We start from the raw sequence: 9864 nt of genomic DNA, 5'->3' as shown, positions 1-9864 counted from the left end.
TTTTGTTTTTTTTGTTTTTTATATTGTTTGTTTTGTGTTTGTTTTTTTTGTTTTTTTTTATTTAAAATTCTCCCCCCCCTCTGATATCTTTGTGTGTAGCCGTCTCTTCTGTTGGTTGTTTTTTTTTGAGCCCTCGGCCTCCCCCCCCCTAAAAGCGACGCCGCCGCGCGAAGCCCCACCATCACGACGAGTCCCATGAACACCACACACCCCAGAAGCCACACGATCGCAGGCCCGCCCTAGGGACTCAAGGGAGCCTTCGCAGCACCCCTGGCCCCAAAAACCCTTCACAGCACCGAAATCCCCGAAATCCACATAGGACACTTCCGGAACCTCGTCTGCCCCAGCTCCCGGCTCCGCACCCCTCGGGGCATCCCCCTCCCGCCCTGGGGGGCGACCCCGAAACCAGTCTACCGCCGGGGTACGACAAACCCGGCGATCAGGAGCCCAGCACCCGGATTCATCCACAACCACACCCCCCTGTGGACAACTCGCCCGGCAGGGAGCGAAAAGGCGTCAGAGCCCGTAGGTCTTCCCGATGATGTCCCGCTGCACCTCGCTCGTCCCACCGTACACAGTGGACACCACGGTCGCGCGCAGCAAGGCTTCCATGCCGTACTCCGTCGCGTACCCGTAGCCGCCGTGCATCTGCATCCCGTCCAGTGCCATGGCCTTCGCGAACTCGGTCGCCTTCAGCTTCGCCATCGAAGCCTCGCGCGGGAACAACTTTCCGGGGTTCTCGTCGATCTTCTCGGCGACGTCGTGCACCAGCAGCCGTGTGCATTCCAACTCGACGGCGTGATCGGCGAGGCGGTGCCGCAGCGCCTGGAAAGTCCCGACAGGACGGCCGAACTGCTTGCGCTCCTTGACATAGGCCAGCGTGTCGTCGAACGCCCGCCGCGCGGTGCCGAGCATCACCGCGGCGAGGATCATCCGTTCCAGGTTCAACCCGGCCATGAGCTGACCCCACGCCTGGCCCTCGACTCCGACGACGGCATCGGCCGGCAGTACACAATCGGTGAAGTAGAGGTCGTTGACCTCCTTGCCGCCCATGGTGTCGATCCCATGCATGGCGAGCCCGTCGGCATCGGCCGGCACCATGAACATCGTGAGCCCGTCGTGCTTGCCGCCGTCGGTGCCGGTCCGCGCGACGAGCAGGATGTGGTCGGCGATGTGGGCGTTGGAGCACCAGGTCTTCTGGCCGTTGACGACCCAGCCGCCGTCCCGCTTCTCGGCCCGGCAGGTCAGCGCGCCGACGTCGGACCCCGCACCCGGTTCGGACATCGAGATCGCGAGTACCGAACCGTTCCCGACCGCGGGCAGCAACGTGCGTTTCTGTTCCTCGGAGCCGAACTTCTCGATCGCCGCGGCCACGATGATCGTCGTGGTGAACCCGGTGATCGGCGCGCGCCAGTATCCCGTCTCCTCCAGGAACAGGACGAGATCGACCATGCCCTGCCCGGAACCGCCGTACTCCTCGGGCAGCGAGATACCGAGCCAGCCGAGTTCGGCGAGCTTGCCGTACAGCTCCCGGCTGTGCGGGCCGTCCTTGGTGAGTTTCGCCCGCTGTTCGCGGTCGCCGACCTCGCGGCGGCAGAACGCGCCGAACGCGGAGACGAAATCCTGCTGTCCTTCGGTCAGCCGCAAAGCCATTGCCTTCCCTTCGGGCTAGACGAGCGGGCGCCCGGTGCGGATCCGCAGCCGGACGTCCCAGAGGTAGAAGTTGAACGGGAACTGCCGCAACGGCCTCGGCAGCCGACGCACCACCGCGCCGATGGCCGCCATCAACCGGTCGAACCGCCGCTGCTGCCGCGAGGTCCAGGAAAACCGCATCTGCTCCCGGAACTCCGGCGGCAGAAATCCGATCGTCACGAACCTGATGAAGGGTCCGAAAAGGACACTCAGTGGTTTCGGCTGGAAGCGTAGTTCGGCGACGGCGGTGAGATGCTCGCGGACGGTGTCGTCGATCGACACCCGTTTCAGCCCGTCCTGCCAGTACTTCTCGAAGGCGTCCAAATCGGACGGCCAGCGGTCCGGCGGCACCTGCAGGGTGGTCCCGAACGTCGCCGAAGCGCGGTAGAACTCCTCAGCCAGCGCGCGATCGGGCTCACCGACGAGCAGCCGGTAGCTGTCCTCGAATCCTTTGTAGATACACGCCGCGACCCACAGCTGCAGGTCTTTGTCGAACGCGTTGTACCGCACCGGGCTCGCGTCGGTCGAATACACCTGCGCGTGCGCCTTGTTGACCCCTCGCCGGAATGCCGCCTTGTCCTCGTCGCCGCCGAGCGCCGCGACCGCCAGATAGCTCAACGTCGTCCGGGTGCGCTTCGCCGGATGTTTGAACAGATTCCCGCTGTCCACCCGGCTTTCCACCACACCATGGCCGACCTCGGGCCAGCTGAGCTGCATGATCACGTTCGCGCCGCCCGCGAGGAACGCCGCCGCGCCGATGACGGCGTCATCGAGGACATCCGTCCGTGTCGTCGTGCGCATCGGTGCGCCTCCCTGGCGGAATTCAGGACACGCTCCACCTAACGCCCTTGTTGACGCCCTGTCAAGAGGTCGCGTTACAGCGGCAGCGTGCGCCTCGCGAAATCGATCAGCGCACGCCCCGCGGGCGCGATCGGCCCCTCGGCACGCCACGCGAGCGCGAGACAGCCCCGCAGGTTCGGCCCGGCGACCCGCACCGTGCGCACCTGCGGCGCGTAGTACGCGGCGAGCGATTCCGGCACGATCGCCACGCCGAGATTCTGGGCGGCGAGCTGCGCCAGCAGATTCGGGTCCCCGGCTTCGAAGGTGATCTTCGGCCGCAGCCCCCGGGACGCGAAGCCTGCATCCAGCGCCGTCCGCAGCCCGGTCCCCTTCGGCAGGCTCATCAGCGACCGCTCGGCCAGCTCGGCGATCGTCACCTGCTTCCGCTCGGCGAGCGGATCGCGCGGCCCGGCGATGGCCACGAAATCCTCCTCGCGCACCACTTTCGTCTCGAGCCCTGGCGGCGGGTCGCCGGCGATCCCGACGACCGCGACGTCGAGCTCGCCTTCGCGCAGCGACTCGATCAGCAGGTCCGAATTCCCTTCCCGGAGCGTGATCTCGACCGCCGGATGCCGCTCGTGGAACATCGCCAGCAGCTCGGGCACCCGGACCGGACCCGGCGAGGTCACCATGCCGAGCGCGACCTGACCGCGGACCAGCCCGGCGAGTTCGTCGACGGCCTGCCGGACACCGGCGACCGCGGCGAGTGCCGCCCGCGCGTGCGGCAGTGCTGCCAGCCCGACGTCGGTCAGCCGAACGGACCGGCCGGACCGGTCGAGCAGCGGCTGCCCCAGCTCCCGTTCGAGCCTGCGGATCTGCGCGCTCACCCCCGGCTGCGCGACGTGCATCCGAGCGGCGGCCCTGGTGAAGTTCGCTTCCTCCGCCACCGCCACGAAGTACTCGAGCTGATGCAGTTCCATAACTGATCATTATAGCTAGTAGACAAACTAGATCTTGGACTTCTGATCCGAGCTCCCCGAAGCTGAAAGGGAACGAGGGAACGACAGGAGCAGGTCATGACGCAGGTTTCGGAGATCACGACGCTGGCCGGGCGGGTCCACGGCCCGGTGTTCCAGCCCGGCCAGGACGGCTACACCGAGGAGGTCGCCGGCTTCCAGACGGGCGTGCCGAGCAGCCCCGCGGTCGTCGTCGGCGCGACGCGGCCGGAGGACGTCGCCGCGGCGGTCCGGTTCGCGGCGTCTCACGGCCTACCGGTCGCGGTGCAGTCCACCGGGCATGGTCTGGTCACCGGCGCCGACGGCGGCGTGCTCGTCAGCACCCGGCGGATGACCGGCGTCGAGATCGACCCGGCGACGTCGACCGCGCGCGCCGAAGCGGGCGTGCACTGGGGCGCGGTCATCACCGCGGCGGCCGAGCACGGTCTGGCGCCGCTGAGCGGGTCCGCCCCCGACGTCGGCGTCGTGGGCTACACCCTCGGCGGCGGTTTCAGCCTGATGGGCCGTAAGTACGGCCGGGCGGCCGACCAGGTCCGCGCGCTCGACGTGGTGACCGCGGACGGCGAGTTGCGGCACGTCACCGCGGACACCGAACCCGAGTTGTTCCGGGCGCTCCTGCTCGGCGGCCGCGACAACTTCGGGATCGTGACCGCGCTGGAGTTCGGGCTGGTGCCGGTGACCACGCTCTACGGCGGCGGTCTCTACTTCGGCCCCGAACACCTCGGTGAGGTCCTGCGCGGCTGGCGTGACTGGGCCGCCACCGCACCCGATGAGGTGACGACGTCGGTCGCGATGGTCCCTATGCCGGATCTGCCGATGGTGCCGGAACCATTGCGCGGCAAGCACATCGCGCAGATCCGGATCGCCTACCTCGGTGACGCGGACGCGGGCGAACGCCTCGTCGAGCCGCTGCGCGCGATCGGCCCCCGGCTCATCGACTCACTCACCGAGATGCCGTTCACCGCGTCCGGTTCGATCGCCAACGAGCCGCCGCACCCGCACGCCTACCGCGGCGACAACACGACCACCGGCGAGCTGACCGACCCGATGATCGACACGATCCTGGAACTGGCCGGGCCGGACGCGCCGGTCGACACGGTCCTGCTGGTCGATCTGCTCGGCGGCAAGCTCGCCCGGCAGGACGACGCGGCGCGGTTCACCGTGCGCGCACTGTCCATCGTGGACAGTGAAACGGCGGACGAGGTCCGCGCTGCGCACGGGAAGTTGTTCACCGCGCTACGTCCGTGGAGCACGGGCAAGCTGCTCACGTTCGTCTACGGTGAGCACGACCCGCACGAGCAGGCGCCGGTGGTGTTCGGGGAAACCGACCTGCGCCGGCTCACCGAAGCCAAGGCGAAGTACGACCCGGCGAACACGTTCCGCCTCAGCCACAACATCCGCCCCAACTGAGCGGCTACGCGGTCTCCGGCGCCCCCAGGAAGCCGGAGACCGCGTAGTCACTTCTCCAGGACGACGACCGGGATGATCCGCTGGGTCTTCTGCTGGTATTCGGCGAACTGCGGCATCGCCTCGGCCATCCGGGCATACAACCGGTCGCGCTCCGGGCCTTCGGCATGGACGACCGCGGTGGCCGGGAAGGCGCCGTCGCCGAGATCGACCGTGACCTTCGGGTTCGCCACGATGTTGTGGTACCAGGCCGGATGCCGGTCGGCACCACCATACGACGCGATGATGACCATCCGCTCGCCGTCGCGCTGGTACGCCAGCGGCGAGATGCGCTCCTGACCACTCTTAGCCCCGACGGTGGTGAGCAGCAGCAAGTCGGCGCCCTCGAACATCCCGCCGACCTTGCCGTGGTTGGACCGGAACTCCTCGATGATCCCCTTGTTGAAGTTCTGGATCTCCTCCGACATCAGGCCTCCCGGCGGGCACGAGCACCCGGATAGTTTTGATTTGCCAGCAAAACTACTTGGCTCCGCTGGGACTGTCAACGCCGCACTCGTCAGGCAGCAGATGCCGCAGGAACCACTGGGGGTTGTCGAGGAACCCCCGAGTCAAGGTGACCGGATCGGCCTGGTCGTAGCCGACTCGTTCGATCTCACCGTCGCTGTCGAGTCGCAGGATCCGCGCGCCGGGCACCGCGAGCAGGATGGGCGAGTGCGCGGCCACCACGAACTGGCAGCAGCGGGTTCGGGCCGGTCTTGTCCAGCCGGTCGATCTCGGAGGCCACGTTGTAGAAAGACTCCGCTCGCAGGAAGAACCCGGTCCGCGGCTTCGTCACGCCCCAGCGCAGCACCAGGTGGTCCCGGCCGCCACGGCCAGCGCTTCGACCAGCGTGGACTTGCCGGTGCCCTTGTCGCCGACCAGGAAGGTCACCCCGGGGTCCAGCTCGAGCCCGCCCGCACGGGACAGGGGCCGCACCACGGGCAGGGTGAACGGGTAGCGGCCGGTATCGGCGTGCTCACCGAGCCCGATTTCCCTGATGAACCCGCCCGCCGAAGATTGAGTGATCACTCCGCGAACCTGACACGGCACGCCACCGGACGCATCCGGGACCACCCTGATCTTCCCGGGCACAGCCGTAAACCCAGGTAGGCTCAGGTGGCTGCCGAGATGCTGGACGACGAACACACCAAGGAGACAGGGGATCATGTCGACGGAGGCCGGACCGAGCGTCGAGGACGGGGTGCGTCAGCTGCTCCTGCTGATGCCACGCCTGATCGGCCGCGCGAAGCGGACTCCCGTGCCGGAGGAGCTCAGCGGCCTCTCACTGGCGCCCCGGCATCTGTCCCTGCTGTGCCACCTCCTGTTCGATGGCCCGACGACGGTCACCGAACTCGCCGGGAAGCTGGAGCTGGCACCCACCACCGCCAGCCTCATGGTCGGCGACCTCAGCCGCCAGGGCGTCCTCGAACGCACCGAGGACCCCGCCGATCGCAGGCGCACGATCGTCAGCATCGCCGAGGACAAGCGCTGCGCCGTCGACGCCTGGCTGGCGCGCGGTGCGCACGCGTGGAGCCGCGCGCTGACCCCGTTGTCCCCCGCCGAACGCAAGCTCGTGATCGACACGCTGCTCGCCTACGAACAGGACGTCTCCGGCTGCTGCCCGGAGTAACCCGTTCCCGGCCTGGCCCCCGCCCCGGCTCAGCTGTCCCCCCGTTTCTCGCGTGCCGCACGACGCTGCGCCTCGGCGCGCTCACGGCATTTCCGGAGGAATTCCTCATCCGCCGCGGGATCCGTCGCGGCGAAGCGCCCCGGACGGTTGTATTCGGGATACTCGGGCGCGTCTCTTTCGAAAAGCCCACGCGGCGCCCGTGCCCGCCCCGCCGTCTGCGGCCGCCCGGCCACCAGCCAGACGATCGAACCGACCAACGGCACCAGCAGAACCAAGAGCAGCCACAGGCCTTTCGGCATGTTCCGGCACGACGCCTCGTCCGTCACCACGACGTCGACCACGCAGAAAATCCACAGCCCGAGTGTGAGGAACCCGAGCAATCCATTGAAGTACCACATGGAAAGACCCTCCCAGTACGCCGGACCCTCCGCCGGCGACGCGGTAAGTCTTAGCACAGGCCCCCGACAGAATCGCTCCGCACCAACGGAAGTGACACCGGGACACGAATATTCACACTCGGCTCGTAGGCGATTTTCCCAGGCACGACACGGAAACCGCGCAGCGCCGCGAGAATCCCCATGACCAGTGCGACCGCGTGCCCACGACCGGGACATTCCTTCACACCCGCACCGAAAGCGAGTTTCGCGGCCGCCAGATCCAGCGCGACGATCTCGCCACCGACCACCCGGCGCGTCACCCGGACCGGCGGTTCGGCGCCGGCCACACTTCCGCTCAACAGAGCCGAAGCCACCAGCCCGGCCGTCGCGTCGCAGGCTTGGATCAGCAGGCCGATCCGCGCCGCGGCGCGCTCGTCCGCGCCGGGGCCACAGGCCTCGACCAGCCGCGAGAGCGCCTCCTCCGTCTCCGCGTCCGGCTCGACGTGCGGATGGTAGGCCCGCGCGACGACGGCGACATCACGGGAAACGTCGGGCAGCCCCAATGCCTCCGCGAGCACACCGACCGGCACCCGCCTGGCGATCAGCGCCATCACGTCCACTACCGGACCCGACTCCGACACGATCCCGCAGGTCCATTCGAAAGCCTTGTCGCACAACGACTTCTCGTCAACGGCAGCGAGTTCGGACATCGCGAGCGCACGCCGCCGCGCGTGCGCGTCACCGTTGCTGAACCGGGCGACAGCCGCCCGCAGCCACCGCACTCCGCTCGCGCCATCCGGTACCGCGGGGACCTCCGCGGCCGGATCGGTCAGCACCGCATACACCTCGGCCCGTGCCGTCAGGGTTCTCATACCCGCGACGCTAGGCCGGGAACGCTTCGGCCTCCGCCGAACCGTGCCGGGCACGGAGCCACCCGGCCTGCGGGCCCGCGCAAGCTCGCGGCCTTCCGCTTTGGTGCTCGTACCAGCAGGCCTCGGTCACCCGGCCGTTCGGCAGCCGGTACGAAGGCGGGCCGGGCACCCGGACGAGGCCGGCCGCTTCGAGCGAGCGGCCGCTCGCGACGTTGCCGAGCTCCGCGCCCGCGCGCACCCGGTGCAGCCCGAGATGCTCGTGTGCCAGCCGGACTCCGGCGGTGAACAGCACCCGGCCGACCCCGCGCCCGCGATAGTCGGGCACGAGATAGCCGCCCGTCTCCGGACTGCCGTCCTCGCCGCTGTGCACACTGACCAGCCCGACGCACCGCCTGGCCGCGACATCGATCGCGACAAGGTCGATCGACAGCGGATCCGGCGACGTCCAGTCCGGCCCCGTTCCCGGCACCACGCGCAACGCCTCGGCGCGTAACGGCTCGGCCACGATCGACTCGTCCAGCCAGCCGAGCCAGCGCTGCGCGGCCGGGTCGCTCCCGCAGGCGACGGCCGCGGCGTACTCCCACGCCGTCGGTGTCCGGAACAGAAAACCGGCCACCTCGAAGGCATGTCCGCGCGGGTCACACGTCCGCTTCGCCATCAGGCGACCGCGGCGGGTGAACCGGTCGAAGAACACTACTTCCCCCTAGCAGCACGTCCGGAGAATGGTAACGAACCCAAGGTCCCGGTTGTTATGGTGACCTGATGACGGTCGTACCGGAAGCAACCGAACTGGACGGGGGCGGCCGCACCGCGCAACCCCGCCAGCTCATCGTGACGGTGTACGGCCTCTACTCGCAGACCGAGGGCGACTGGCTTTCGGTCGCCTCGCTGATCGACCTGCTCGCCACGCTCGGCGTCGACGAGCCCGCCGTGCGCTCGTCCATCTCCCGCCTCAAACGACGCGGCATCCTCGAGGCGGTCCGCCGCGGGACGACAGCCGGATACGAACTGTCCGGCACGGGACGCGCGATCCTGCGCGAAGGCGATCAGCGCATCTTCCGCCGCGAACGCGCCAAGACCGACGACGGCTGGCTGCTCGCGGTGTTCTCCGTGCCCGAGACCGAACGCCACAAGCGGCACCTGCTGCGCACCCAGCTGGCCCGCCTCGGCTTCGGCACCGTGTCCTCCGGCGTGTGGATCGCGCCGGCCCTGCTGCACGACGTCACCGAGCACACCCTGGGCGAACTGGGCCTTTCCGGCTACGCCGAACTGTTCCGCGCCGATCACATCGCGTTCGGCGAGCTCGCCGCGAAGGTCCGCGAGTGGTGGGACTTCGCCCAGCTCGACGAGCTCTACACCGCCTTCCTCGACGAGTACGGGCCCACCCTGCGCCGCTGGCAGCGCCGCCGGTCGATCGCGGCGGACGAGGCGTTCATCGACTACGTCCGCGTGCTCACCGGCTGGCGCCGGATGCCTTACCTCGACCCCGGCCTTCCCGCCGAACTGCTGCCACCGGACTGGCCGGGACTGCGCGCGAGCGACCTCTTCTTCACTTTGCACGCCCGGCTCGAAACCGCCGCGCGCGCGTTCGTCACGGAAACCGTCAGCGGGACGGGATGACCGCGTAGCCCTGCACTTCCACCAGCGCCTCCACGTCCCACAACCGCGCGACGCCGATACCCGCCATCGCGGGATACTCCGTGCCGGCCAGCCGCCGCCACACCTGGCCGATCTCGCGGGCGTGCGCCCGGTAGTCGTCCATGTCGACGATGTAGATCGTGACGGCGCAGAGCTGCTCGGGCTCACCACCGGCCTCGCGCAACGCCGTCAGCAGATTCGACAGCGCCTGCTCGAACTGCGCCACGACGGTTTCGCCGACGATCTTGTTCTCCGCGTCCAAAGCCGTCTGCCCGGCGAGGAACACGAAGCGGCCCTCCGCCACGACGGCGTGCGAGAACCCCGATGGACGGCCGAGTCCGGCCGGATTGACGCGCTCGATGACCATGGCCGTCAGCCTACGACATATTTCGCCTCCTTGACGGTCGTAGTGA

14 protein-coding genes are annotated in these 9864 nt (G+C 68.5%); 3 read left to right on the top strand and 11 right to left on the bottom strand.

The window, feature by feature from the left end:
- From ACFWX1_RS10450 to ACFWX1_RS10435, 4 genes are all read right to left on the bottom strand, one after another.
- A partial coding sequence (locus ACFWX1_RS10450) for a hypothetical protein (protein WP_378385923.1) occupies positions 1 to 197 on the bottom strand: 197 nt, incomplete at its 3' end.
- A gap of 319 nt (positions 198 to 516) precedes the next feature.
- Entirely contained in the window at positions 517 to 1653 is a 1137-nt protein-coding gene (locus ACFWX1_RS10445; protein ID WP_378385922.1) for an acyl-CoA dehydrogenase family protein, read from the bottom strand.
- Positions 1654 to 1668: 15 nt separating this feature from the next.
- Entirely contained in the window at positions 1669 to 2493 is an 825-nt protein-coding gene (locus ACFWX1_RS10440) for an oxygenase MpaB family protein (RefSeq protein WP_378385920.1), read from the bottom strand.
- A gap of 74 nt (positions 2494 to 2567) precedes the next feature.
- Positions 2568 to 3452, bottom strand: a complete 885-nt coding sequence (locus tag ACFWX1_RS10435) for a LysR family transcriptional regulator (protein ID WP_378385918.1) — start codon at positions 3450 to 3452, stop codon at positions 2568 to 2570.
- Positions 3453 to 3548: 96 nt separating this feature from the next.
- Here ACFWX1_RS10435 and ACFWX1_RS10430 point away from each other — a divergent pair, with 96 nt between their 5' ends.
- Positions 3549 to 4898 (top strand): FAD-binding oxidoreductase, encoded by a 1350-nt coding sequence (locus ACFWX1_RS10430; protein WP_378385916.1) that lies wholly within the window; start codon positions 3549 to 3551, stop codon positions 4896 to 4898.
- Positions 4899 to 4945: 47 nt separating this feature from the next.
- Here the strand turns inward: ACFWX1_RS10430 and ACFWX1_RS10425 are convergent, their stop codons facing one another.
- The 3 genes from ACFWX1_RS10425 to ACFWX1_RS10415 all read right to left on the bottom strand — a co-directional run bounded on the left by ACFWX1_RS10425 (position 4946) and on the right by ACFWX1_RS10415 (position 5963).
- Positions 4946 to 5362: a nitroreductase family deazaflavin-dependent oxidoreductase gene (locus tag ACFWX1_RS10425; protein ID WP_378385914.1), complete on the bottom strand. Its 417-nt coding sequence runs from the start codon at positions 5360 to 5362 to the stop codon at positions 4946 to 4948.
- Positions 5363 to 5414: 52 nt separating this feature from the next.
- The gene (locus tag ACFWX1_RS10420; protein ID WP_378385912.1) at positions 5415 to 5618 is read right to left on the bottom strand and encodes a hypothetical protein; all 204 of its coding nucleotides are present in this window, start codon (positions 5616 to 5618) and stop codon (positions 5415 to 5417) included.
- 108 nt (positions 5619 to 5726) lie between these two features.
- Complete coding sequence (locus ACFWX1_RS10415; protein WP_378385910.1) at positions 5727 to 5963, bottom strand: AAA family ATPase; 237 nt, start codon at positions 5961 to 5963, stop codon at positions 5727 to 5729.
- A 136-nt stretch (positions 5964 to 6099) separates the two neighbouring features.
- On the opposite strand from ACFWX1_RS10415, the gene ACFWX1_RS10410 reads away from it, so the two are divergent.
- Complete coding sequence (locus ACFWX1_RS10410) at positions 6100 to 6564, top strand: MarR family winged helix-turn-helix transcriptional regulator (RefSeq protein ID WP_378385908.1); 465 nt, start codon at positions 6100 to 6102, stop codon at positions 6562 to 6564.
- 29 nt (positions 6565 to 6593) lie between these two features.
- Here ACFWX1_RS10410 and ACFWX1_RS10405 read toward each other — a convergent pair whose 3' ends face one another.
- From ACFWX1_RS10405 to ACFWX1_RS10395, 3 genes are read right to left on the bottom strand one after another with little or no spacing between them, the layout of a single operon-like run.
- Positions 6594 to 6962 (bottom strand): PLDc N-terminal domain-containing protein, encoded by a 369-nt coding sequence (locus ACFWX1_RS10405; RefSeq protein ID WP_378385906.1) that lies wholly within the window; start codon positions 6960 to 6962, stop codon positions 6594 to 6596.
- A gap of 50 nt (positions 6963 to 7012) precedes the next feature.
- On the bottom strand, positions 7013 to 7813 hold the full coding sequence (locus ACFWX1_RS10400; protein WP_378385904.1) for a hypothetical protein: 801 nt from the start codon (positions 7811 to 7813) through the stop codon (positions 7013 to 7015).
- A 10-nt stretch (positions 7814 to 7823) separates the two neighbouring features.
- Positions 7824 to 8471, bottom strand: coding sequence for a GNAT family N-acetyltransferase (locus ACFWX1_RS10395; RefSeq protein ID WP_378385902.1), 648 nt, complete (start codon positions 8469 to 8471; stop codon positions 7824 to 7826).
- Between the two features lie 104 nt (positions 8472 to 8575).
- Between ACFWX1_RS10395 and ACFWX1_RS10390 the strand changes: the two genes are divergently transcribed.
- On the top strand, positions 8576 to 9433 hold the full coding sequence (locus tag ACFWX1_RS10390; protein ID WP_378385900.1) for a PaaX family transcriptional regulator C-terminal domain-containing protein: 858 nt from the start codon (positions 8576 to 8578) through the stop codon (positions 9431 to 9433).
- Here ACFWX1_RS10390 and ACFWX1_RS10385 read toward each other — a convergent pair.
- Positions 9417 to 9818, bottom strand: a complete 402-nt coding sequence (locus tag ACFWX1_RS10385) for a RidA family protein (protein WP_378385899.1) — start codon at positions 9816 to 9818, stop codon at positions 9417 to 9419. The two genes, ACFWX1_RS10390 and ACFWX1_RS10385, sit on opposite strands and share 17 nt — an antisense overlap.
- Positions 9819 to 9864: the final 46 nt, after the last annotated feature.

The organism is Amycolatopsis sp. NPDC059021 (genome assembly GCF_042739895.1).
GTDB lineage: Bacteria > Actinomycetota > Actinomycetes > Mycobacteriales > Pseudonocardiaceae > Amycolatopsis.
Note: the sequence above shows the minus strand (reverse complement) of the source record. Positions and strands in the feature narration are given on the sequence as shown.

What these genes read in the sequence shown, in the direction of transcription:
- ACFWX1_RS10395 (WP_378385902.1), bottom strand. Translation starts at nt 8,471, where the DNA reads ATGGCGAAGCGGACGTGTGACCCGCGCGGACATGCCTTCGAGGTGGCC.
- ACFWX1_RS10405 (WP_378385906.1), bottom strand. Translation starts at nt 6,962, where the DNA reads ATGTGGTACTTCAATGGATTGCTCGGGTTCCTCACACTCGGGCTGTGG.
- ACFWX1_RS10440 (WP_378385920.1), bottom strand. Translation starts at nt 2,493, where the DNA reads ATGCGCACGACGACACGGACGGATGTCCTCGATGACGCCGTCATCGGC.
- ACFWX1_RS10430 (WP_378385916.1), top strand. Translation starts at nt 3,549, where the DNA reads ATGACGCAGGTTTCGGAGATCACGACGCTGGCCGGGCGGGTCCACGGC.
- ACFWX1_RS10390 (WP_378385900.1), top strand. Translation starts at nt 8,576, where the DNA reads ATGACGGTCGTACCGGAAGCAACCGAACTGGACGGGGGCGGCCGCACC.
- ACFWX1_RS10410 (WP_378385908.1), top strand. Translation starts at nt 6,100, where the DNA reads ATGTCGACGGAGGCCGGACCGAGCGTCGAGGACGGGGTGCGTCAGCTG.
- ACFWX1_RS10385 (WP_378385899.1), bottom strand. Translation starts at nt 9,818, where the DNA reads ATGGTCATCGAGCGCGTCAATCCGGCCGGACTCGGCCGTCCATCGGGG.
- ACFWX1_RS10400 (WP_378385904.1), bottom strand. Translation starts at nt 7,813, where the DNA reads ATGAGAACCCTGACGGCACGGGCCGAGGTGTATGCGGTGCTGACCGAT.
- ACFWX1_RS10425 (WP_378385914.1), bottom strand. Translation starts at nt 5,362, where the DNA reads ATGTCGGAGGAGATCCAGAACTTCAACAAGGGGATCATCGAGGAGTTC.
- ACFWX1_RS10445 (WP_378385922.1), bottom strand. Translation starts at nt 1,653, where the DNA reads ATGGCTTTGCGGCTGACCGAAGGACAGCAGGATTTCGTCTCCGCGTTC.
- ACFWX1_RS10435 (WP_378385918.1), bottom strand. Translation starts at nt 3,452, where the DNA reads ATGGAACTGCATCAGCTCGAGTACTTCGTGGCGGTGGCGGAGGAAGCG.